We start from the raw sequence: 24,520 nt of genomic DNA, 5'->3' as shown, positions 1-24,520 counted from the left end.
CCGAAAAGACCCAAAAAGGAAGTATAATCCCTTATGGGTATATTTTTTAATAAATTTGTTTATCATGCAGGATCTGCTTGGCAATCTCCGCAGCCTTGGTTCCTTTGGCTTGACCATCCTTATTTTGAATATTGATGGCAAAATAATAACGATGATCGCCTTTATATACAAAGCCAATGAACCAGCCATTTACATTCTTTCCATTTATCATGCCGGTTCCCGTTTTTCCAAATAATTGCCCATGTTTTTGCTCATCTATTAAAAGGGCTTGTTTAACCGCTTGAATATTTTCCTCTTTAAAACCAAATTCATTTCCTTCCAATCCATGTAATAATTGCACTTGTTCAATGGGTGATATTTTTAATGAAGATTCCATCCAGTAACTATCCAAATTCCCTGAAAGGTCCTCGTTTCCATATTTCACCTTGTGAAAATAGTATTGTAGTTGTTTTCTCCCTACCTCTCGATCGGTATTTTGAAAATACCAATTCACTGAACTCCTCAATGCGGCAGATAAATTGTGATTTTTATTCCATTCTTTAAAAGGGTGAACTTTTCCATCCCAAATCAGTTCATTGTTATTCGTGGAAATCACATTTGATTCCAATGCAAATAATCCAGAATAGATTTTATAGGTGCTATTAGGAGAAACTCTCTTTTCACTCATTTCTCGATTATAAATTTGATATTGTTTTTTAGATGCATCATATAAAACAAAGCTGCCGTTGTAGCCATTAAAATAGGTACTTAAATCTTCATATATTGTATTCTTCTCACTAAAATGAAACACATCATCAGGAGCAGCTATAACTGTGGTAATTGGAGTAGTGAATAGCACAAAAATTCCAAACACCACACAGATTATTTTGCTTTTCCTTTTCAATAATTGAGAATCTCCGGAGAAAGTGGCAATACTCTGGATTCTTTTTTTGATTTGTTTTTTTGCCCCTCCCATACCCGGAGCAAACTGTTCAAAAGCCCGCTTATATTTTTTATCTGCAAAACGAATGATGGTATGACCATATTCGATATATCCCTTCTCATCCAAGAGATTTAGAACAGAAGCATCACAAGCTAATTCCCGATCAATTCGCATCCTTTCTAAGGCATACCATACGAATGGGTTAAACCAATAAATAATATGAAATATCCACATCCCGTAATTGACGAACACATCTTTGCTTTTATGATGGTGCAGCTCGTGCAAAAAAACGTATTTTAATTCATTTAACGAGCATGCTTCCCGTGTTTTGTTTGGTAAAAAAATATAGGGCTGGAAAATCCCGAACGTGATAGGCGAGGCAATTAGTGAGGTTTCCCGCAGCCTTATTTTTCTTTTCACTCCAACCATCTTTTTGCACTCTTCTAACAGTTCATTGATCTTATGGTTCTTCACAGCTGCAGCTGACTTTTTCATTTGATAAATTTGATAGTTGGAATAAACAGCAAATCCAATGAAAAGAACCATTCCTATGACCCAAACCGTGAAAAATGTATGGTAGACGAAATCTGGCGTTGACTTGTTCACAGATACCGTGAAATCGTGCAATAAACCAGTGTTTGGCGCCTGAGCGGCATCCAATCCATTCGTCCTTTCACTCTTAGATTCTGCTTCTTTATGAAAAAAAAGCAAGCTTTTTACATATTGAGTTCCTTCTCCAGGTCCAAAATAATTCCGAGGGAAAAAGGATGCTAGGATGGGAATGAAAAGAAAAAACCAAATATGATAATTTGCTTTCACCGTCATATGTTTGTTAAATAGCTTTTTGATCAACAGAATCATGAAAATAAGGAGGGATACCACGATTGTACTTAGTAAAATCCGCAGTAGAATGGTATCCATTATTTTTCCCCTTCTTTCTTATCCCTCATTGATAAAATTTTCTTTAATTCACTAATATCTTCATTAGATAACTGATCATTTTCAATAAAATTTAATACCATTGAATTTAACGTGCCGCCGAAAAACTGTTGAAGAAAGGTTTTACTTTTTTGCTCAACATACTCGTGCTTTTCGACTAGTGATCTATAAATAAATACTCTGCCATCTTTTCTTGCCTGCAAAGCCTTTTTCTTCACTAGACGTGCAAGCATTGTGTGAATAGTATTCGGTTTCCAATCAAACTTTTTTGATAATTTCTCCACGACTTCAGGAGTCGAAATGGGCTCATATTTCCATACAACCTTCATCACTTCATATTCTGCTTCTGATATTTGTGGAATCTCCCTCATGATGACCCTCCTACTTTTACACCTGTAGTATTTATTATAGCAAGATGGTCCAAATGCTTAAAGCGTAATCGTGTATTTTAGCATAAGGTAATTAATCCCCGTGTGCTGAAGTGTTGCCATTCCTCATCTGAAAATATGAATAGAGCTGATCTAAGAAGGATTTATTCAGCTGGGTAGCCGAACTGCCCGGTTTATATTTTTCTACGAGTGAAAGCAGGAGAAATTCATCATGTTCCGTATCAAAAGCAAGCAAAAAACTATTTTCATTCCCCTTTTCACCCTGTTTCTTTTTTAATTCGGCTGTTCCGGTTTTGGCAGCCAACGTAAATTTTGGGTTGTATAGAAGATGGGCCGTTCCATTTGGGTCCCTTACCACCTCAATCAAACTCTTTTTCAATTCTTTTGCTGTTGAACTCGTAATGGCTGATTTTGTTTTTGGTGAACTTTGATCCTTCAGCAATCTCGGATAAACCAGTGTTCCTTCGTTTTGAAAAACCGTATACATGACGGCTTGTTGAATAGGTGAAATCAATAATTCTCCTTGACCATATGCAGTATCCGCCAGCAGGATTTCTGAATCAAACGTACTATGCTTAGAAATTTTCGCAGCATTCATGGCGATTGGTAAATCTAATTCCTCACCAAAGATAAACTGATTCAAACCATTTCTAAAGGTTTTTTCTCCCATTTCCAGGGCCTCTTGCGCAAAATAAATATTGTCTGAATAAATTAACGCCTTTCTCATATCTACATTTTGTACATCGGACACACGGGTTACTGAATAACCTCCCCAAGTTCCATCTTTTTGCCAGCTTAAACCATTTATGTTTCTAAGCTTATCTGGATATGTCACATTGGCATCAAGACCAATACTGGCAGTTATCGTTTTAAAGGTGGAGCCAGGAGCATAACCAACAGCAAATCTTGAAATAAATGGTTTGTTCTCATCATTTACATATTGATCATATTCCTGTTGAGATAGACCTTGAACCATTTTATTAGGATCAAATGAAGGGGAACTCGCTACAGCATAAAGCCCTCCCTCTTTAGGGTTCATCACTACAGTAGAACCAGCATTTCCTTTTAGATGGTTAAAGGCCTCCAATTGGATATAAGAATCAATCGTCAGTTGGATATCTTCTCCGTCCATCTTTTCTGCCTTTTGAACTTCTTGCTTTTTGTCCCCCTGTTCATTGACAATCAGTATTTCTCCCCCATCTTTACCGCGTAACTCCTTATCATAGGCTTTTTCTAATCCAGCTTTTCCAATCATATCTCCTTCCGCTAAATTTGGATTCTTATCCAAATCTTCCTTTGTTACGTTTCCTATATAACCGATTAAATGCGCTGCAGCTTCCTTTAACGGGTAATAACGAAGTTTTATATTTTGATAAGAAATTCCAGGTACTATTTCCGCATTACTAGATTCCACTATTTTTAAGGGAACAAATAAATCATCTTTTACCCAGCGTTGGTTTAATTTTTGATTGATCTCATCTATCGGTATATCGAGTTGTTGACTAATTCTTTGCAGCGTATTTTCTTTTTCATCATTTCCTTGACCTAATTCTTTTGGTACAATCCCCGCCCATTTAAAATCTTCGTTTACCGCCAATCCGTTACCATAATGATCCTTAATCTCTCCGCGTTCCGCTTTCATATATTGAAAAGCTACTTTATCTTTTCCTTCCATTCCAGGAAAAATTAAGGATGGATCCCATTTCACGAGATAATGACCGTCTGTTTTATTTATCTTCGCATGGTATTTCATATTCTCTACTTTTCCTAACGGAGTTGTAAAGCTTAATTGATAAGATAGCTCATACTCATAGTTTTTGACTTTCTCTAATGCTATTTTGGAAGCATGTATATTCGTAATATTGATTCCGTTAAATATACGATCATATTTAGCAATGACTTCTTCCAAAGTATAATCTAAAGAAGTGTATGATTGTTTTTCAAGTACATTCCCTAATTTTTCATACTCTTTGTATTCTAATAGTTGAATAAAAGTATTCGCTGCATCCTGAACTTCACTGTGACCTTTTTTGTCCATGATTTGGAATAAACTAAAACCCCCAATCCCTGCCAAAATGAGGAATAACAAGAAATAATAAGGATTGATTTTCCTCTTTTTTCTTTCGACTCTACTATACAAGCTCTCCCACCTCATTTCCTTCAGGATAAATACTACACCTGTAGTTTTTTAATCAAAACTACAGGTGTAGTATTTAGAGAAATTATAGCACATATTCTTTTAATAGCAAATCCGATGGTAATCACCCTTAGTATAATGGGCGTCAATTAACGATGAACCCAACTCAAGCTTTAAAAGGCTATATTAACTCACATCAACGGTTAATGTTGAAAACCATTTTGGGTCACATTGATTTTCTAACTGAACAAATCGAGATGCTCGCTCAAGAAGTCGCTAAAAGAGTAAGCTCTCATCGAGAAGATGTGGAAATACTTGATTCCATTCCAGGCATTGCGACAAGAATGGCTGAACAAATCCTGTCTGAAATCGGAACTGATGTAAAAAAGCAGTTTCCCACTGCAGCCCATGTGTGTTCCTGGGCCGGCTTAGTTCCAGGACAGAATTAAAGTGCAGGAAAAAGGAAATTGGCTAAAACCAAAAAAGGAAACAAGTATTTAAGATCAGCTTTAACTGAGGCAGCTCATTCGGTAAGGGGATTCAAAAACTATCTCGGAGCACTGTATAGGCGTACAGCGTCACGAAAAGGCAAGAAACGCGCCGGTATTGTCGTCGCTCACGCTATGTTACGTATCTCTTATTATCTCTTAACTCGTAAAGAAATGTATATAGACGTAGGCGAAGACTACTTTGATAAACAGAGACAACAATCGATTGTCAGACATTCATTGAGACGACTCGAAAGCTTAGGATACACAGTAACGTTAGAAGAGCCTAAAGCATCCTAATCCAGGCCAACTAATTACCATAGATTCTGAATTGGCGCTCTCCCTTTTTTAAAAAACGAATGAGCTGCGTCTTCTTCAGTATTGCCTTTTTTATAGAATTGCAGAAGTTAATTTTCATGGTAGTAAGTGTATTTGTTTACAATCAATCCCTTTCCTTTAGCTATTTCAATATAAAATATATATCCTAATAAACTGTGTGCCTCCCACTTTTTGAAAAAAAATATTGTTTTGGTTATATATGAGTGTTAACTAGAGAAGGGAAACCACCCTTTCAAAATTGCACCTCCATCTATAGAGTTTTCCGCGCATACGTCGCCTCCATGTTGCCTGATTATCCTCATTGATATGGTCAAACCTAATCCGAATCCACCTGTTGAATAATTTCTCGATACTTCACCACGATATAGTGGATCAAAAACATCTTTAAGTTCCCTAGAAGAAAATCCCTCCCCTGTATCTCGAATTGAAAAATACACTCGATCACTATCCTTATAACATTGAATAAAAATCTTCCCTTGATTTGGTGTATGCCTGACAGCATTGTCTAATAAGTTGTTAATAGCACGTTCTATTAAGTGCATATCACCCTCTATACTGCAAAGATCTGCAGAAAAGTCTTCTATTAAACAGATTTGCTTCTGTTGAGCTTGCGGCTTGATACTTTCTATAGAATTTTTTACTACATGTGCAAGGTCAACTTTATTTTGGTTATGTTTCATTTCCAAGTAATCCGTCTTTGTAAATGTGAAAAGGTCCTCTACAAGCCGATCCAACTGGGCTGACTTCTCCTTACAAACTGCGATATACTTTGCTACTTTATCGGGAGAGTGTGCTATTCCTTGCTCTAAGCCATCTAAATAACCTCGTAATGCGAATAACGGTGTACGTAAGTCATGCGCAACAGAAGCTATAACGAATCGCCGTTCATCTTCCAATTCAACTTGTTTCTGAAAGGATTCTTTTAGCCCATCCACCATAACTATAAATCCGTCACGTACTTCAGCAATTTCTGCAATTTTGGACGAAGGCAATTGAACCTCCAAGTCTCCATCGGCTATTTGCCGCGAACAGGTGCTCATTTTTTCAAGAGGTTTTAAAATATATCTTCGCATTACATATGCGACAATAAAAAAAGCCAGCAACATGCCCATGAAGGCAGCAAACACCTGATTTACCCTAGAATTAATTTGATTTATGTAAACCCTACCAATTACTTGTCCGTCCTGAATAATTGAAAAATGTTCCGTTCGTATAGATGAGTAATTACGGTTAGGGTCGGATTGATAAATAATCTGGTCCGTTTCAGATTGGATAGATACATCCATGTTCGTTTTATGTAACTGACTATTCAGTTGTTTTTGCCAAGCTAGGTCCTTCCATTTTTCCGTATTTGTTTCTATCAATTGAATGGTCTTATTTAAATCTTTCTTTTGTATATTATTCACTCCAAGACCGAACGTTTTTGTTTCAATAAGGTTTGCAGTTACAAAAAATAACCACGGTAATAGTAGGATTAAAAATAGACATAATATAGTAAACTTACGAATGTGAATAGTTTTCATGTTATTCTCCCCTGAATCGATAACCTATGCCCCATACATTGATTATAAATTGTGGATGGTTCGGTTCGTCCTCAATTTTCTCGCGAAGTCGGCTGAGCTGTACCCGGACGGTATGTTTGTCACCAACTCCATCCCAAAACTTTTCAAGTAATTGGTCGTATGAAAAAACATATTTCGGATGTTCCACAAACAAACGAAGCAACTCATATTCCTTCGGTGTCAGTGAGATTATTCTCTCATCTACAAGTACCTCTCTTGTGGACAAATCCAAAGTGAGTCTTCCATATTTTAAGACCCTTCGATTATATTCCAGCTGTGAACTTGAGCGCCTCAACACTGCCTTTACTCTAGCAACAATTTCACCAGGTGAAGCAGTTTTCACTATATAATCATCCCCTCCAAGTGTAAGCCCCCTTATCTTGTCAACATCATCACTTCTGGCACTTAAAAAAAGTATAGGTATATTGCTGTCCGCTCGTATCTGACGACATAAATCGAAACCGGTTTGTCCTGGCATCATAATATCGAGAATAACGCAATGTATGATTTCTTTATTAAGCACAGCCAGTGCCTGAGAAGTGTCATAAGCGGTTTTCACATAAAAACCATCATTCTCTAAGAAGTCCCTCAATAATTCAACAATGCTTATATCATCATCTACAACAAGAATTGTATGCATTTCTTTCAAGAGTATCCCACCTTATCCCCTATCCCTCTACCTAGTAACTAATCTTTCATTCGAAACTCATTTTTATTTTATCATCTCACAAACAAGAGCAAGCTTAATTATACGTTTTGTGATGGTTTGTTATTGTTTTGTGATTTTTTTGCACCTTTATCTGAGATACTCAAGGTTTATTCTTTAATTGTGGAACAGGGGTAATAATTCGTCACACGTTTTAACAATTTGAGGGAGGTATTTTTAAATGGGTTTTGAAGATAGTTTCTCATTCTTTCCGTTCGGTGCTTTGTATTGTCTTACACTTATCTGTTTCGTAGCAGTTGCAACATTAAGAAGTCGACATCGTTATAAGTCTGACAACCAACAAGACAGAAACATTACCTCAATTCTTAAAAGCCGGTTAATTAAAGGAGAAATTGACGAGGCGGAATATGAAAGGTTAAAAGAATTTCTCGCAAAATAAAGAGCGTTTCACCAAGAAATAACTTTAAATGAATCAGACCAGTATGTATTGAATTTTAGAGCGGAGGTAATGTATGAATGTTCAAATTGTATTATATGATGGATTTGATTTATTAGACGTAATTGCACCATATGAAGTGTTTGTTGCTGCTGCAATGTACTCACACGAGGAGGTATCCGTTAAGCTTGTTTCTGCCGAAGGTGAACGAATGGTGACAAGTGGAGTAAATCAGCTAAAGCTTCATGCAAGTGAAAGACTTGATCTAAACTATAAAGGAATCATTCTAGTTCCGGGAGCATCTGGTTCAGTTGTTAGTGATGGTTTAGATTCCATACCAGTTAAATTAAAACAGGCAAAAGAAACAGCATTAAGCAATCTACTTAAAGAAGCTATCCATAAAACTGAGATCTTGCTGGCCACAGTTTGTGGTGGTTCCCTCATTTTAGCAATGGATGGATTATTAGAAGGCCGCCATGCCGTGACACATCATATGGGAATGGATCTTTTGAATGCCACAAATGCTATCCCAGTGAATGCACGAATCGTAGATGATGGTGATCTCATCACTGGTGGAGGTGTTACCTCGGGGCTTGATGTTGCCCTTTACATAGTCGAACGAGAGTTAGGCCCACGTATAGCACACGTGGTTGAACAGTTGTTTGAGTATGAACGTAGGGGTACGGTTTGGAAAGCTGAAGGAAATGCACCAAAGAAAAATCAAGAAAACCCAAATGAAGCGACACGTGACCATTCATCTATTCAAAATAATAAGAAAGTTAATATTCAAGGGAAATGGGATACCATCGTTTCTACTCCTATAGGTAAACTATCCGTTTTATTTGACTTGACTGCTAAAGATGGACAAATAATTGGAACTGCCAAGCAAGGAGAAGACATAGTAACATTAGAGAACCTTGTATTAGATGGAAACCAATTAAAGTGGTGTATGACAATAACGAAACCCATGAGACTTTCTTTAAAATTCTCCGTTTTTATAGAAAAAAATAATATGTATGGGGAAGCAAAAGCTGGGAAGCTGCCTGCATGTAAATTAACAGGAACACGAATTTCCCAAATCGAGTGACGGAGGAAAAGTACTATGAAAAAGGTTATCAAAGTAACCCTAGTGATCATCTCTATCATGTGGGTATTTCATACATTTTCCAAAAATTTTATGATAGACCCTTCTTTTGAAAAGTTTATTTCTAGAAAGGATCAAATTCTAACGAATGAATCCCTGTGGGTGCTTATGATCCGTACTCATATTACACTTGCCATTGTTTCTCTTATAACTGGTCCACTAGGAGTTATTACAGCAATTCGGGTAAAATCAGTTAACTTTCACCGTTGGAATGGCCGCATATATGTACTGTCGATACTTTTAAATTTCATTCCTGGCATTTATGTCGCTTTCTTTGCAACAGGGGGATGGTTAAGTACAATAGGTTTTCTTATTTTAAATACATTATGGCTTGGAACAACCATCCTCGGTTATCTTTACATCAAGAAACGGAAAATGATTTTACATAGCCAATGGATTATTAGAAGTTTCTTTCTTTCATTTTCAAATATGATGATATATATTATCGTTACCATTGCACATAACTTAATGAATTTCCCCTATGGAAATTCCTACATGGTTGCGGTCTGGTTATGTTGGATTATCAACCTACTATTTGCTGAATTAATAATAAGAACAAGAACATTTGTTTAAATAAAGATGAGATAAAAGGCTCAAAATAAAATATGCCCTTTATCTCTTATTTTAATTTAGAATGTTGTTAAACAAACCTGCCCAGTTATTTAAATAAGCATTATTTCATTGTTCACTTTAGAGCGCTAAGTGCAGCTTTGGCAGCTTCTGCGATAAGCGCATTGTCATAGGTAGCATTCTGTGTATCTCGGCTGCTTAGAACTGCGATAACAATCGGAGATCTATTCGGAGGCCAAACAATAGCAATGTCATTCCGTGTTCCATAGCTTCCTGCCCCGCTCTTATCATCGACCACCCAGCCTTTGGGTGCGCCTGCACGGATCAATGCATCTCCGGTAGCATTTCCCCGCATCCACGCTGTCAGAATTGTACGCTTCTCAGCAGGAAGCAAGTCGGTGATTGCGAAAGCCCGGAGGCTGTTAGCAATTGCTCTTGGCGTGCTTGTATCACGGGTATCTCCCGGAACAGCTTCGTTCAAATCCGTCTCGTAGCGATCAACCTGGGTAACGTTATCGCCAATCTGCCTCAGCATTGTTTCAAATCCCTCAGGGCCTCCAAGTTTCTTTAATAATAGGTTTCCTGCGGTGTTGTCGCTATATCGGACTGCAGCCTCGCTAACTTCCCGAAGAGTCATCCCCGTATCTACGTGAAGCTCTGTGACGGGGGAATACGAAACGATGTCCTCCCTTTTGTATGTAACTAACTCATCGAGTTGATCAATTGAGTAATGCTTCAGCAATGCACCTGCGGCTAGAGCTTTGTAGGTGGATGCGTAAGCGAACCGCTCATCAGGACGATAAGCGACGGTCCGATGTGTGCCGGTATCGATCGCATAGACTCCGAGCCGGGCGTCAAATTTGCGTTCGAGTTTTGCAAACTCACGGACTATTTGGGTTGCTGGTGTTTTTTTGGCTGCCTTTACAGACTTGTCAGAATGGCTAGTCATGGACCAGCCTGAGAGGGGTACAATTACTAGGAATAGCACCACCATGGCAAATATAAATTTATTGTTCATACTGAAGCTATAACGTGTTTTCCTCAAAGTCGTCACCCTTTCTATTATTTTCTACAATAGTGATTCATGTGTATTAAATATTACATATGTAATATTACAGTCGTAATTAAAAGATGTCAATTTAAAGAATGAAGCAGCGAATATCACGTGTCAGATGTAACCATTTATATATGGATCAAAGATTTTACACCTGTTAGAACGTCTGGAGAGTCCATGATACCAAAAGAGATGGCAGCGATTCAAAAGGAAAACCTACGGTTAAAACAGGAGCTAGAAATACTTAAAAAGGCTATGGCCATATTCGCGAGAAAGTAAAAGATTCTGAGCTAACTGAGTTTATCGATCAATACAAAGACCACTTTCCAGTGCAGATCATGTGTGATGTTCTGTCTCTACCAAGGAGTACCTACTGCCATTCATTGAACAAATCTGAATCAAACAGGGAACGTGAAAATAAGGAGTTAACAATTAAGATTGTAGAAATCCATCGGGACAGCAAAGAACGATACGGAGCCATTAAAATCCACGAGACCCTCAAGAAAAAGGGCATCGAAATCAGTTTAAAACGTGTGCAGCGATTGATGAGTGAGGCAAATATCCGTTCGATCACAAAGAAGAAGTTTAAGCCTTATCCGTCAAAAGAAAAGATTTTAGAGCGGGATAATATATTGAAGCAAGATTTCTCTACTACAACCATTAACGAAAAATGGGGCGCGATATCACCTACGTCCACACGCTGAGAGACGGCTGGTGCTACCTGGCTTCCGTGTTAGATTTACATTCCAGAAAAATTGTTGGTTACTCATTTTCCCCTTCTATGAAATGAACTTGTAAATAAAGCCTTAGAAAACGCTCACTATACCCAAAGGCCGCCAAAAGGGTTAATTCTTCACACTGATCTAGGGTCTCAATATACAAGCGGTGATTTCTCAAAGTCCATTAATTCGTATAAAATGATCCATTCTTTTAGTCAAAAGGGTGTCCGTATGATAATGCCTGTATGGAGTCTTTTCATGCAATATTAAAGAAAGAAGCAGCGGTTCAAAATATTTCTTCATCGTAAAATTTATCAATTTCTATTTACGTGACCAATTTTTGTAAGCAAGATTCTATAATAGAACATTTAACGGTAAGTCTACATGTAAATTGTAAATTTTTGAATCTATATACGTATAAATACCTAGGGTTACGATTGGGGACGTAAGATGGATCAATTTTAATTCCAACCGAGGGTGTATACGTTAATCCGAGGAGGAACTTCGCCCTCCTCGGATTGAATATTATTGAGAGATTTTGAACTCTCCTACTATTTCCTGTAAATGAGAAGCCATTTCTGATAAATGGTTTGCTGAAGCTGAAATTTCCTCCATTGAAGCTAATTGTTCTTCTGTTGCAGCTGCCACTCCTTGAGATGCCATTGAGGACTGTTTCGATATAGCTGTAATGCCAGTTACCGTTGCCGAAACCTCCTGGGCACCAGCCGACATTTGTTGGGCTGTCGCAGCCATTTCGTCGATTTTTCCAGACATGTTTTCCATGGAACTTAGAATTTCCTCAAAATTATGCTGGGTCTTTCCGATGATTCCTAAACCACCCTGCACATCCTTTTTCACTTGTTCCATAGAATCATTCGAAAGATTCATGTCTTTTTGTATTTCTTTAATCAGATTAGAGATCTGAGTAGAAGATAATTGGGATTGTTCAGCTAATTTACGTACTTCATCTGCAACTACCGCAAATCCTTTTCCATGTTCGCCGGCTCGCGCAGCCTCAATCGCTGCGTTTAAGGCTAACAAATTGGTTTGGTTGGCAATATCTGATATTACGTTTGTAATATCTCCAATTTCCTGTGATCGTCGGTCTAATAATCTTATGACTTCTCCGGTTTCGTTGACAGATTTATTAATTAGGTTAATTTGGTTAACGGTCTCTTCTACAAAATGTCCACCTTGTTTAGCGAGTTCAGTGGTATGCAGTCCTGATTCGGCAATGGAAGAAGAATTTTCGGCAATCATTTGGATACCGGCCGAAACCTCTTCCAATGATTTTGAACTATCCTCTAGGTTTTCTGTGGATTGTTCAGAACCTGCAGCTACTTTCTGGATCGACTGCGTAATTTCTTCCGTCGCCCTACTTGTTTCCTGTGAGCTTGCGGTTAGTTCCTCTGATGAAGCAGCGACTTGTTCAGCTGAAGTTTTGACCTGAAGGATTAATTGTGTCATTTGCTCCTTCATATTTACAAAGTCCTTCGCTAATTGCCCCACTTCATCCTTAGTTTTAATGTTAATATGCTCGATCGTTAAATCTCCTTGAGCTACTTTATTTAGCCCTTTTCCAATGACTATTATAGGATTAACAAGGCGCGTTGAGAAAAACAAAATTACAATCAGTCCTATAATGATAGAAATTACCGATACAATCAGTACAATATTTAAAACTTCCGTTGCACCAGTATTAAACTCTGATTCGTAAGCCCCACACCCCACAATCCATCCCCAATGAGGATCCATCTCGAAATAAGAAACTTTCGATTCTATTGTTTTTGCAGGCGTCTCCCATTTATATTTAAGAAATCCTCCACCATTTTCCCCTAGTTTAACGATTTCTTTTCCTAACATGACACCGTCTTCTGTCTTTAAGTTTGATATATCTTGTCCTTCAGTTAATGGATTCATCACAGAAACTGCCTTTTTATTTACGGCAAAAGCATATCCTGTGTCTCCTACCGTATACTCTTTCTTAATCGAGCGTTGATTTTTAGCATCCTTTTTCCCTAATAATTCCTGCCGAAGCATTTCCTGGGCCTGCTTTTCAGTTAGATTGCCTGCCTCTACCTGCTTATTTAAAATATTGATTTGTCCAATCACCATTTTTACATTATTTTTTAGTTGAGCTTCTCCTGCTGTATCTAAATTGCTTTTTGAAATCTGATAGGCACTAAAACCAATGATTACACTAGGAACGATCAATATGGAAAGACAGAGAATGATTAACTTAGTTTTTAACGATTGAAATTTAATCTTCATGTGAATTCTCCTCGATTGTTGTAACGTGTATTTTTATATCTTTTATATGATTAACTGTTTGGCACAGTAATTTTAGCAATTTCGCTGCGAACAGTGTCCAAATGAAGAATAGACGAGAATAAACTTTCTAGATTAATGATCGAAATGATACGCCCCCCCTGCAATACGGTACCTTCTAACAGGTCAACGGATGACGCCATTAAATTCACTGGTTTAATTAACTCTGTATCAATATCTAAAATTTCATTTGCTCTTGGTACCATCAATGCAAAGGTTAATTGGTTTACGTCAGTAAGAATGAATCTGGTGTTTTCATTTATTTGGATATTTTGATTAAAAAGAAGTTTTGGTGAGTCTATAACAGGTACAATACTACCCCTTATATTTATGATTCCCTGTATATATTCAGGAATTTGAGGAAGATTCGTAATTTCTGAAACCTTCTCAATAGATACAATCTTTTGTATATCTATCCCAAACAAACTATCTCCTACATTAAATATCACAAAAGCTGTTCTCATTTTTTTACTCCTTTCTTGGCTGCAAAATACAGTTATAGCCGATGTGGTTTTGCCATATAGTACCCTTGAAGCAAAGGAACACCCATTTTCTTAGAAGTTACAAAGTCCTCATTCGTTTCAATTCCCTCCAGAATAGATAAAAGTTTTTGCTGTGAATACGCCAGGAAAAATTCCAGGCTTTGCTTTTTCTTAGGTGAATTCGAAAGATTTTCTGAACAGGATCGATCTAGTTTAGCAAAATCAGGTTGAAATTTGATCATTTTACTTATTGAAAATAACGAATGAGTTAAATCATCATAAGCAATAAGAAACCCCTTTGATTTGAGGAAGGATAACCTTTCTAAAAATTCATGTTTTCCCCAATAACTTTCTTCAAAAGGATCCTCATGAATTTCAAAAACAAGCCTGGTTTTTATTTTTTTGTAATTGGTTAATAATAGTTCCATGAAATTAGGGAAATCAGGATGAACAATCGTGGAAGGGAAAACATTGACAAATAGAAGATGCTTATCCAGATAGGTATAAGGATATTCTTTTACCGCATTAGATATTGAAGCCGTATCTATTTCATAAAGAAGGCTCTGTTTTCGAGCAGAATGAAAGATGGTTAAAGGATTTATACTTGGTGTAGTTCTAAGTAAAGCTTCATACGCAAAAATTGAGTCATTTGAAGTATTCCATAAAGGTTGAAATTCAGTATAAAAAGATCGATCTTTTATTAAATTGGATATGTTTAACGTAGGTAAACCCATTGCTAGTTCTCCTTATTATAAATTTTAATTTTTCGTATAAGGATAAACAAAAGTGCGAAGTAATTGAAAACTAGCCACTAATTGATTTTTCCTCTAATATTCTTGCTTGACTATAGTAAAAAAACCTAGGCTCAATATATCTTTTGAACTATATACTGGAACATAATGTTGATTATATCAATGAAAATGAAATTTTCAACATATTTCGACACAATAATTCAAAAAAATTTCATTTTTCTTATTATTCACCAACACTTAAATAGTCAGTAGATTAAATTTTATAGTATGATATACCTATAAAAAGTTTTGGGTTAGGGGAAAGCATGAAAAGAAAAGAGATACCTAGACATAATGCAATAGGACAAAAAATAAGAGAAGCGAGAAAGTTAAGAGGTTTAACTTTAGGAGAATTAGCTGGGGGAATATGTTCACTCGGAAAAATGAGTAATATAGAAAATGGACATAGACCAGTAACTCAAGATGAGTTACTGAAGTTAAGTGAAAAGTTAAAATTTCCGGTTAGTCATTTTGCTGATCCTCATATAGATGAAAAGATAAGGGAGCTTAATTATTATAAACAAAAGATAAGCGATTTAATTGGATTACAGCAATGGAAATATATCAAAAGCGAATTAGATACATTTATGAAAAAAATAGAAGAGTATGAAATCCCAAGTAGGAAGATCGATTATTATTTCCTATCGGGAATCTTTTACTTAAAAACGAATCAGAACCGAATGGCAGAGCAATTCTTAACAAACGTGATCCAGGTTGAAGAAAATAGTAACTATAACATGAAGCTAAAACTTAAATCATACAATGCTCTTTCTAGTATCTTATTTACTCAAAAAAAAGTGTCCAAAAGCTTGGAACTGTTGAATAAAGCAGTAGAAATCTCTCAGACAAGCCCAACTATTTTAAAAGAAGAAATAGATATTATTAATTTTAACCGATCCATTTTACATCTGTATTTAGGGTCTACTTTTCAGTCTTTAAATTCTATTAACAAAGTGAATCACCATATTATTAACACTCTGGAAACTGATTATATTAAGCTCCTTATCCGGTTCTTAGATTATGAATTTATTCATGATATTAGAGAGGACTTATTATCATTAAGACAACGACTTCAAGAAGCAAATGACCAAGAAGGTATACTTCGCGGGTGGGCTCTTACAATATATACAATTATTCTTTCACACTCCTATGCTATATCAGTGGACAGATTAAAAGAGCTGTTTTTATTGGATATGAAGCTGATTTCTGAAATTGACAGTTTCAAAGAAAAAAGTTTGGCTTGCTATCAATTAGCGATCTATGTTTATTTATCAAAAAATGAAGAGCAATTATTTATCCAAGAGTTAATCAAAAAAACAAAACCACTGATGTCGCACTTCCCTGACAAATTATTAATAGCAAGAAATTATTATTTAGAGGGTAGATTTCACAAACAATTCTCACAAAATGCTTCTTCCTCACTAAGACTTTTTGAAAAGGCACTTGAGGTCCTAGACATAGACTATGCAGGGTTGTTAAAAGCAGATATCCTTTATGAAATCAGTCAAATACAGGATTCCCCAAGTTGTGCAAAGCAAGCAATAGCACTATATTATGGCCACTTAGAAAAACAATTTCTTTTTACCCATTTTCACGAATTAATTTTGCCAACTTTTAAGTATTAAAAAGTAAGTAAGTACCAGGAATTCTTTCGCGATTTTCTTATCATACTGTCGATGATAAACAGTATTAAGTGAATATACATGGGGCTCCTTTTAATAAATGTCAGGAGTCTTTTGTGTATTCATTAGTGTATTAAACTACCGCATTTTTACATTGAAGATCATGCCGGACCAGGCGGCTTTTCTTGTTAAACTAGCAGTACAGGTATTTTAAAGCACAATTATAAAGTTGGGCAATACTTTTCCTTTTTTAATCAAGTTAATTGTTTGGTGTGGATTAGAGTCAATATTTTAGACACAAAAAAGTTAAGTTCTTATCCGTTTTTTTATGTAAAATCGATGTTGCTTGACATGGATCCTCTATGAGCGTAAAGATTTGCGAAAGGCAGAAGGAGATAACTTCTCTCCGCAAGGCAGCTAGCCTACTACGCTAATAATTTTTAATAACTACCTTCTATTGTGGATACGGTGTTGGTCAGTCTCTCATAATGCAAATATAACGACAATTGGCGTGAAAAAAATATTAATAACGAAACAACATGTTTTAGGGGTAAATGATAAAGAGGGTTTTTACTAATGACTGCTTCAGAAGTAGGTATAATTTGAGTTTTAAAGAAGAGTAATTCTGCTATTTCTACTATGCTTTTTGGAGCATCTATTACAGGTAACTTCGTTAAATCGAACCCACAAACACATTTGTCTATTCTATCTGTTTTAGAAACGATAAGATTTTTGCACCCACAACATTCAAAACTCTTTAAAATCTCTCCTGAATGAGGACGGAGTGGACATAAAAGTTTGTCCAGTTTTAACTATCTACCTTTATTAATAATTTTAGCAGGATTAGGACCCGTTCTCTTTATAATGACTATTAGAATTGATGGGATCATCCTTTTTTCTCAGTAAACTTCCCCTAAATAAATCAAGCCCGACATGTTATATGTCGAGCAACATTCCGTCAAATAAAGAATAATCGTTCCTGTCAATTATGAATGAATTCCGGCGTTTTATGAATAATCATTCCGTGGATTTGTGAATGCGTTCCGGAAGATTAATGAAAAACAACAATCAAATATAAAGCTTCAGATTTAACCGGATTGGACCCTTATTAAATCAACGTTTTATTTTCTGAAAACTTCAGAATTCGCCGGATTGACATTACCATCAATATCTACCCTCTAAAAAAAATCCAAATTAACCGGATTATTTATTTTAAGACTTTTAGATTAAATCCCCTGAGAAAATCAGAATTCACCGGATTTTTTTATTTATAAATCACAAGTGGCATATAACCCAGTATTGACGGGCTGTTCATCAGTTCACCCTTCAATTTCACCGGATTTTTTCGGTTTAAATCAGAGCCCTGCTCCACAATGGAAGATTACTGATTTGTTTAGAATTCACTTAGTTGTTTACTTAACCGCTAATATTTTAATTTTAATAAAACGGTTACCCTTCAATCTCCTCAAATACTCTAATGTATGTTCATAATTATGCTTAGCTATAAGTTGATTTGTCACTTGGTAGGGGTTTATTACCTGGAATAATTACCACAGCAATATAGTCTGGATATTGATTTTTTAATTCATACAACGGTTCTAAATGGTCTAAATAAACCAAGTCCCTCACATCATTTACAGGTTTATCTTTTTCATTTAAATCTAAGAGTACAAAAATCCCTAGCTGCTGATATGAATAGACATAAGAATGTACTTGTTCTAAATATTTTTGTTTTATACTTTCATCTGTAATTTTTTGTTTTGTCTTCTTTAATTCGATTGGAAAAGTATAATTGTTTATTGAGTATACTATATCTATTCTTCCACCATCCGCAAAATTGTTCACTTCTTCTGTTGCTCCATACGCAATTCCTGAGTAATGAAAATGTTTAAGTAAACTATCTTGAAGATCTTGCTCAGAAGCCTTATTTCCTTTCCCTCCCCGTTCCTCCGTGTATAAAAACCCAAACATATCATCACGTTTATATCGTACGGTCAATACAAGATACCTTATAATTTCCTCCATTATCTGTAAAAAAACTTGAAGTTTTTCGCCTTTATAATTTGGTAGCATTGTTGAAATTGATTGATTTAAGTTATAAAATATCTCCTCTCCAACATCAAAACCAGTAATGTAGCCAAAATCTCTTGAATGCACTTTCTCTGTATATTGTCCTATAACTTCTAGTATCATCTATACTTTCAATATCATGTGTAGTCTTAAACTTAGTTACCAAGTCTAATATTTTGGACTCTCTAGTGTGACCTTTAACTATACTGTCAATTTTTGCACACATTTCAACAATGTCAATTTCATCTTTTTTTTTATCTTCTATTTTAATGACTTCTAACAAGTAGACCAAAAAATCCACTAATATCCCATCTGTATCAAACATATTTAATAATGTATTTATTCTTGTTTCATAATATGAAAAACTCTTTAGGTACAAATTTTTAACAATATTATTACTGATTTGGAATTTCATTTTGGAGAGTAAGACTTTCTGAAATTCGTTGGTGGAAAGAGAACATTCTAAAATTTCAAAATGGTACATTGCTAATTGTTTAAATTCCTTATAAAAATCCACCCATGCGTGATGACCTTTTGTAGAATTATAAATATACTTTAAATTCAAGAAGACTTTATTAATATTATATTCTATAGCAAGTAAATTATCGCTATAATGGAACGCTTGTCTAATTAACGTGATTTTGAATAAAGAATTAAATGAATCATTCATTTGTTCCTCATTTATAATAATAAAGGATTCTAAAAATTTACTAACATGATAAAAGTACTCTGCATCGGTCCTATTCTCAATTTGATTTCTTGAATAATTAAACAAGCTTATGCTTTTATTGAGAGAATCTATAAATTCTGCCTTATTTCGATAACTATTAGCTTCTAAAAAGTTTAATAGCCCTAATCTAAAATAAGCTTCCGATGATACTTCTGGATTATCATGGCCTTTTAAACTATCTATTTTATGCAAAATATCTTCATGCTCTTCCAAAAACATAGTTAAATATCTTAAAGTTGTAATAATTACGAATGAATCATCCTCATTATCTATGTCTAACAAAATATCTAGAGTTGATCCTCTTCGAATTTTTTTTAATGTTGTTAAAAAGATCAGAGTTTCAATAGCAAGTACTTTTATGTAACCTACTTGCTCATTTTCAAGTATTTCTCTAAAAAATTTTTTTACTTTTTTTTCGGAGATGTTTTCTAAGTTTTTTTCTTCCGAAAACCAATCTTCAATGAAGGAGATTTTGTCGGGCACCTTCCAACTTGAAAAGTCCTCATATTTAATATCCATTAAGTTCACCCTATGTTTTAGTTAAAATACACTTTGTCCCGGCTCTCTTGAATCTACTTTTTCTGTTATACTTGCAGTTTTTAAAGAATCTAAGGCTGTACCAATAATTATTTGTAAATCATCATTATATATATCTTCAATCTGTTTAAATATTGAGGACATTCCTTCTAAGTCTTTACTAATTACCTCTTCTTTCCCTGGAGAATCAATAATAAGCAATCTAGGATGCCGGCCTACAGAAAACTTAATATCCAACTGTATTAAACTAATGTAAAAGGCTATTTTTGCTCGTAATTGTTCTCCTTCATTTAGTTCACTAAATTTTGTTAACTCTCCGTTTTGTATATATTGAATATCAAGGCTTTCTGTTATAACAACATCTGATACGCTAGTTAATCCAAAGATATCTAATTGTTGTAGGATAAGTGTTTTTAAACTTCTAAGAATGCTTTCACTCAATTGAATTCTTGCAGCGTTTAAATAACTTATAGCAGAATTTATAACTGATATTCTTTCGTTTGTTTTGTCAGTTCTAACTTGCTCATTTGACGTAAATTGCTTAAAGTTAAGTTCTAATTCAAGTTTTTTTTCAATAAGATTTGTTAATGTTTCTATATCTGTTTCAGCAAAATTGGCTGTTTTTAGCTCATTTTCTATTTTATTTAAGTCTCTTATTTTTAACTCTTTTTCTTGATTTTTAAATAGACTTTCTTTAATTAGTAATTCATATCCCTCTTTCAATCTTTCTAGTTGTTCTTTCAACTCATTCAATCTATATTCTAGTATTTCCTTCTGGTTTTCATCTACATCTGTCATATCACTTTCACAGAGCATACATTTATGTTGGCTTTTTTCTATTGACTTTCTATCTGGTTCAATATCGTGTTCACATCTGGGACAAACTTTAACTTCTAAATTACTAAAAAACATTCCAAAGTTTAATTCTTCTTCTAACCGATTAATTTGTTTAACAACTTGGTTTTTCTGTTTTTCAACCTCTTCTTTATGTAAAGACAGACTATTCAATTCATCTTCAATTCCCTTAATCTGATCAACTAATTCATTATATTGTTTTAAACTATAACTCTTTTGAAAAGCCTTTTTTTGATTTTCTTTTATTTTTTCAATTTCTTTGTCTATTTCGGTTAATTTATCTTTGATTTCTGTATCAATTTTACTCGTTTCTTGCACTTTTAATACAAACTCTTGTTTACGAAGACTATTTTCAAGCTGGTCTCGTGAATAACTTAAGGAATTTATAGCCGCTGTTAATTGAAGCCCCAATAACATTTCAAGAATTTTTTTCCCTTGTCCACCAAAATCCTCATTTAAAAATAAAACATTATAATCTTTTGATTCTAAATATATTGTCTTGTAGTATGTTTTCCAAGAAGTCTGGTTATCTATTAAATCAATAGAATGTTTATTACCACTAGTCCACTTCAAACTATAATAAGAAAACTCATCAAAGAAAAACTCTTCCATATTAGATTTAAATTTCTGTTCGGTATTAGCTTCACAATGTATTAGATGGGCCTCTAATGGTATATTTTGATTAAAATATGCAAGTAAATTATCTAAGTCAGTCCTATAAAGGCCACTAAAAGTACGTTTGCCTGTTAAATTGATATACACAGTATATGTTACATTTCCAATACTGAACTCAAGAAAAATGAAATGTAGCCAATTCAATACATCCTTTTTAATAGAACTTTTATCTCCTGTAAGGGCAAATTTTATAATTTTAAATAAAGAGGATTTTCCTTTACTATTATCAGCAAATAAAACATTTACCCCTTTTAAAAAATACTTTTCAAAGTCTATTACCTCACCGTTGTTTTTTCTACCACTAATTTTCACTCTTTTTAAAACTAGGCTTTTCCCTAGTGAGTGCGGCCTATCTTTATCATAATCATCAACCGAGACTATGTTTTTAATTTCTTCAAGCGTAAATTTATCACTGTACTCCTTATGCAAGTCTTCAACAAATCTTGCTAAATTAAACATCAAAGTTCCTCCCCGAAAAGTTGTAAGTATTTCTCTCAAACTTCTTTTTGAATACCTTGAATATATTGATTAATAGGGGTAGTTCTATATTGTTCGTATTCATACTGTCGAATTTTTAATTCCGTTCCCGAAAGGTCCCCAAAATATTCTTTTATTAACAACATTCTTTGTTGATACCAGTTTGCTTTTTCTAAATCTATCAAAATTTCTTTTTCGATTTTATCTACTCCATACTGACTAAGATAATATAGTTTATCAAAAATTCTACCTGAAATATTTCTCCTACTTTCAAACTTAATAAAACCAAACGATACTAAAAAAGAAATGATATAATCGAGTTCTTCATAGGCCCCAAAGAAATAACGCAGCATATCTTCTCGCCTTAATTCAGGTTCTTCTGAACTAAAGATATCTTTTACATGTTGTTTTATTTTTTCCTTTCCTACCTCTTTTTCTTCAATTAGATTTAACAATTCATTGGCCAAGTAATCTGGATATCTAATCAAAAAATCGATTTTTTGTATTTTAACTTCACTTTTGAACACCTTTACATATTCTGGGTGAAACTCAGAATATTCAGAAATATTTTCAGAAAAAAAGTAAAGAATCAATAAAATCCTAAGTTTGTCCCTATAAGTATTTTGGGTCATAATATTGCCACCTTAATATGTTATTACCATTAGAATACCATAAGGAATAATAACCAGGAATAGACATTTTCACGTTTATCTAATCATATAAAAAAGAGCCTCAAAAGCTCTTTTAAAAACGTTCGATCTATTAAGTGTAAAAGAAAATGACCATTATAAAAAGAGGCCGGAAGAAACTGAGGACCTAGTTATTCAGGGTTTGTATGATTCCATTTACTAAAAAGCAAAACGAGTCTTTGATTTTGTATCCCTACCTATACCTTTTATCGCAACATAACTGGTATTTCACCAAGCAGCCGTCTACTTTTACTATCTAATGACTACTATAGTGAAGAGCCTTTTTCATTAAATATTGTTTTAGCTGTTAATCAATTAACATGCCCCGTATGTTCAATAAGCATTAATCTCTTCCTTTAGTAAAATTTGAAGTGGGATTAAGAATTTGTCTCGACTTAGGCTAGAGGACCCTTAAATTTGCGATATTAAAAAGCATATATTTGATTCTTTGTGTGATAATTAAAAAGTATCTTAAGAACAAAGTAATTGATATCGAATGCTTCAAACTAAAAAGCCTCCCCAGCGGAATATTTGGGAGGCCTGGTGGTGACACACCAATGGATCTACTGTTATCATACCCCAAAAATAGATATCCATACAAAAGTATTAAGGGTAATCGCTAGTTTGTTAAAGCCTGGAGTAGGGAGATTTCTGTTCAGAGTAAATTAAACAGGGAACATGCTTAGAGGAGCCAAGTGCATAAATAAATAGAAAAGGAAATGGATGTCCCGAAAGACAATACTACGGCGAAGACATTAATAAATTCCAAAATATAATATATCTATTACGTTGTTTGCTTTGATAAAAGGTCAGAGCTTTTTTTCGTAGTTTGAAGCCAAAAGGCTGTTTTCGTAAATATTGTGGCTATATAAGATATAATTACATTAACAAAAAAACTTCATTTTTTTAATACCAATTATTTAGTCAACAATCTTTCACTTCAGGAAATTGACTATTCCTTAGATTGGCTATCTTTTATTTTTTGAATCAGGGGTTCATTAAGTTTCTTGATTAAAATTCCAGCTTCTGTATTAATGAGTAAAACTTTATCCCCTATTTCAGCTTCCAAAAAATCTCTTACTTCTTTCGGTAAAGTTATTTGGTATTTTGGAAGAATCTTTGCCACTTCAAATATCAATTCAAAGCCTCCCTAAACTCTTTTCTACATTTACTACTAATCAAAATTATAGTAATTACGATAAAACAAAAATAACATTTTCTAGAGGCTTAATCAAATCATCAAAACTGATAATTGTTCTATTCTCTAACTTATGTTTTGTTACATCAATGAAGTAAACATCCTCTTCCCCTAAAACAAAAAATAAAGGCTAATTTCGTATATATTATTGCTACAGCATAAGGATATAGTGCACCATAAAAACTCGCATTAACATTTGCGAGTTTACTTTGTTATATACGGATTTGGTTATTCAACAAAAGCACCCAATAGTTGAAGAAGGACGATAACCAATTTTATGGCTATCGTCCTTTTTTATTTCCTACTGAACAGTATTTTTGTACTGTGCATTAATATTCTGAACTCAAAATTTCATTTCCGCATTTGCTGCATCGAATTGATATAATGTTTTCGCCAGCATTATCAACTTCTATATCCCCAGATTCTTTGAAAAATCCATATTCTAATTCTCCAAGACATTCGCATTTTGAACATTTAATAATAAACTTACTACTCTCCCTATTTGCGTCTAAAATCCCTGTTATGATTCCCTTTAAAATCGGTATAACATACGATTTCATCACTTCACCCCTACGTCGCTTTTTGGTTCTAATATGTATTAAGAATGATGACATAATTCTTCAACTAAACTGCCCCTTTCGTATTATAAGGTCAGCCAGATATGAAAATATTTCTGGTTGACCATTTTTTATATGGTCTT

At 34.5% G+C, this 24,520-nt stretch carries 21 protein-coding genes and 2 pseudogenes; 7 read left to right on the top strand and 16 right to left on the bottom strand.

Going from position 1 to position 24,520, the window contains the following annotated elements; translation table 11 throughout:
* Positions 1-46 precede the first annotated feature (46 nt).
* The 3 genes from CVD19_RS03060 to pbp4 all read right to left on the bottom strand — a co-directional run bounded on the left by CVD19_RS03060 (position 47) and on the right by pbp4 (position 4,390).
* Entirely contained in the window at positions 47-1,843 is a 1,797-nt protein-coding gene (locus tag CVD19_RS03060) for a BlaR1 family beta-lactam sensor/signal transducer (RefSeq protein WP_101580411.1), read from the bottom strand.
* Positions 1,843-2,232 carry a BlaI/MecI/CopY family transcriptional regulator gene (locus tag CVD19_RS03055; protein WP_101580410.1) on the bottom strand — a complete coding sequence of 130 codons (390 nt, stop codon included), beginning with the start codon at positions 2,230-2,232 and terminating at the stop codon, positions 1,843-1,845. Before CVD19_RS03055 ends, CVD19_RS03060 begins: the two co-directional genes overlap by 1 nt.
* Positions 2,233-2,323: 91 nt before the next feature.
* Positions 2,324-4,390 (bottom strand): penicillin-binding protein PBP4(5), encoded by a 2,067-nt coding sequence (gene pbp4 / locus CVD19_RS03050; protein WP_101580409.1) that lies wholly within the window; start codon positions 4,388-4,390, stop codon positions 2,324-2,326.
* A gap of 152 nt (positions 4,391-4,542) precedes the next feature.
* On the opposite strand from pbp4, the gene CVD19_RS25300 reads away from it, so the two are divergent.
* Together CVD19_RS25300 and CVD19_RS25295 are read left to right on the top strand one after the other, a co-directional pair.
* Positions 4,543-4,836, top strand: coding sequence for a transposase (locus tag CVD19_RS25300; protein ID WP_257985007.1), 294 nt, complete (start codon positions 4,543-4,545; stop codon positions 4,834-4,836).
* Between the two features lie 18 nt (positions 4,837-4,854).
* Positions 4,855-5,175 carry a hypothetical protein gene (locus CVD19_RS25295; protein ID WP_257985006.1) on the top strand — a complete coding sequence of 107 codons (321 nt, stop codon included), beginning with the start codon at positions 4,855-4,857 and terminating at the stop codon, positions 5,173-5,175.
* A 245-nt stretch (positions 5,176-5,420) separates the two neighbouring features.
* On the opposite strand, the gene CVD19_RS03040 is transcribed toward CVD19_RS25295, so the two are convergent.
* On the bottom strand, positions 5,421-6,737 hold the full coding sequence (locus CVD19_RS03040) for a sensor histidine kinase (protein ID WP_101580408.1): 1,317 nt from the start codon (positions 6,735-6,737) through the stop codon (positions 5,421-5,423).
* 1 nt (position 6,738) lies between these two features.
* Positions 6,739-7,425 carry a response regulator transcription factor gene (locus tag CVD19_RS03035; protein ID WP_101580407.1) on the bottom strand — a complete coding sequence of 229 codons (687 nt, stop codon included), beginning with the start codon at positions 7,423-7,425 and terminating at the stop codon, positions 6,739-6,741.
* Between the two features lie 238 nt (positions 7,426-7,663).
* Between CVD19_RS03035 and CVD19_RS03030 the strand changes: the two genes are divergently transcribed.
* The 3 genes from CVD19_RS03030 to CVD19_RS03020 all read left to right on the top strand — a co-directional run bounded on the left by CVD19_RS03030 (position 7,664) and on the right by CVD19_RS03020 (position 9,596).
* Positions 7,664-7,882: a hypothetical protein gene (locus CVD19_RS03030; RefSeq protein ID WP_101580406.1), complete on the top strand. Its 219-nt coding sequence runs from the start codon at positions 7,664-7,666 to the stop codon at positions 7,880-7,882.
* A gap of 73 nt (positions 7,883-7,955) precedes the next feature.
* On the top strand, positions 7,956-8,966 hold the full coding sequence (locus CVD19_RS03025; protein WP_101580405.1) for a DJ-1/PfpI family protein: 1,011 nt from the start codon (positions 7,956-7,958) through the stop codon (positions 8,964-8,966).
* 15 nt (positions 8,967-8,981) lie between these two features.
* A complete protein-coding gene (locus tag CVD19_RS03020) occupies positions 8,982-9,596 on the top strand; it encodes a DUF2306 domain-containing protein (protein ID WP_101580404.1) in 615 nt (204 codons plus the stop codon).
* A 112-nt stretch (positions 9,597-9,708) separates the two neighbouring features.
* Here CVD19_RS03020 and bla read toward each other — a convergent pair whose 3' ends face one another.
* Positions 9,709-10,611, bottom strand: a complete 903-nt coding sequence (gene bla, locus CVD19_RS03015) for a class A beta-lactamase (RefSeq protein ID WP_101580498.1) — start codon at positions 10,609-10,611, stop codon at positions 9,709-9,711.
* A 132-nt stretch (positions 10,612-10,743) separates the two neighbouring features.
* Between bla and CVD19_RS25290 the strand changes: the two are divergent.
* Positions 10,744-11,644: pseudogene (locus tag CVD19_RS25290) on the top strand (IS3 family transposase); the annotation flags it as partial.
* A gap of 247 nt (positions 11,645-11,891) precedes the next feature.
* On the opposite strand, the gene CVD19_RS25790 reads toward CVD19_RS25290, so the two are convergent.
* The 4 genes and pseudogenes from CVD19_RS25790 to CVD19_RS02995 form a co-directional block, all read right to left on the bottom strand.
* A complete protein-coding gene (locus CVD19_RS25790) occupies positions 11,892-12,833 on the bottom strand; it encodes a methyl-accepting chemotaxis protein (protein ID WP_374702860.1) in 942 nt (313 codons plus the stop codon).
* Positions 12,834-12,842: 9 nt separating this feature from the next.
* Positions 12,843-13,637, bottom strand: a pseudogene (locus CVD19_RS25785) (cache domain-containing protein); the annotation flags it as partial.
* A 50-nt stretch (positions 13,638-13,687) separates the two neighbouring features.
* Positions 13,688-14,158, bottom strand: a complete 471-nt coding sequence (locus tag CVD19_RS03000; protein ID WP_101580401.1) for a chemotaxis protein CheW — start codon at positions 14,156-14,158, stop codon at positions 13,688-13,690.
* 32 nt (positions 14,159-14,190) lie between these two features.
* Positions 14,191-14,910, bottom strand: a complete 720-nt coding sequence (locus CVD19_RS02995) for an EAL domain-containing protein (protein WP_101580400.1) — start codon at positions 14,908-14,910, stop codon at positions 14,191-14,193.
* Between the two features lie 323 nt (positions 14,911-15,233).
* On the opposite strand from CVD19_RS02995, the gene CVD19_RS02990 reads away from it, so the two are divergent.
* Entirely contained in the window at positions 15,234-16,592 is a 1,359-nt protein-coding gene (locus CVD19_RS02990) for a helix-turn-helix domain-containing protein (protein ID WP_101580399.1), read from the top strand.
* A gap of 1,494 nt (positions 16,593-18,086) precedes the next feature.
* Here the strand turns inward: CVD19_RS02990 and CVD19_RS02985 are convergent.
* The 6 genes from CVD19_RS02985 to CVD19_RS02960 all read right to left on the bottom strand — a co-directional run bounded on the left by CVD19_RS02985 (position 18,087) and on the right by CVD19_RS02960 (position 24,380).
* Complete coding sequence (locus CVD19_RS02985; RefSeq protein ID WP_142383496.1) at positions 18,087-18,746, bottom strand: hypothetical protein; 660 nt, start codon at positions 18,744-18,746, stop codon at positions 18,087-18,089.
* A complete protein-coding gene (locus CVD19_RS02980) occupies positions 18,709-19,908 on the bottom strand; it encodes a hypothetical protein (RefSeq protein WP_101580397.1) in 1,200 nt (399 codons plus the stop codon). Before CVD19_RS02980 ends, CVD19_RS02985 begins: the two co-directional genes overlap by 38 nt.
* A gap of 21 nt (positions 19,909-19,929) precedes the next feature.
* Entirely contained in the window at positions 19,930-21,915 is a 1,986-nt protein-coding gene (locus CVD19_RS02975) for a hypothetical protein (RefSeq protein WP_101580396.1), read from the bottom strand.
* 35 nt (positions 21,916-21,950) lie between these two features.
* Positions 21,951-22,565 (bottom strand): hypothetical protein, encoded by a 615-nt coding sequence (locus CVD19_RS02970; RefSeq protein ID WP_101580395.1) that lies wholly within the window; start codon positions 22,563-22,565, stop codon positions 21,951-21,953.
* A 1,009-nt stretch (positions 22,566-23,574) separates the two neighbouring features.
* Positions 23,575-23,760 carry an AbrB/MazE/SpoVT family DNA-binding domain-containing protein gene (locus CVD19_RS02965; RefSeq protein ID WP_101580394.1) on the bottom strand — a complete coding sequence of 62 codons (186 nt, stop codon included), beginning with the start codon at positions 23,758-23,760 and terminating at the stop codon, positions 23,575-23,577.
* 389 nt (positions 23,761-24,149) lie between these two features.
* A complete protein-coding gene (locus CVD19_RS02960) occupies positions 24,150-24,380 on the bottom strand; it encodes a hypothetical protein (protein ID WP_101580393.1) in 231 nt (76 codons plus the stop codon).
* Positions 24,381-24,520 lie beyond the last annotated feature (140 nt).

Source organism: Bacillus sp. T33-2 (genome assembly GCF_002860205.1).
Lineage (GTDB): Bacteria > Bacillota > Bacilli > Bacillales > Cytobacillaceae > T33-2.
The sequence above is the reverse complement of the archived record's forward strand: the minus strand, read 5'-3'. Positions and strand labels throughout refer to the sequence as shown.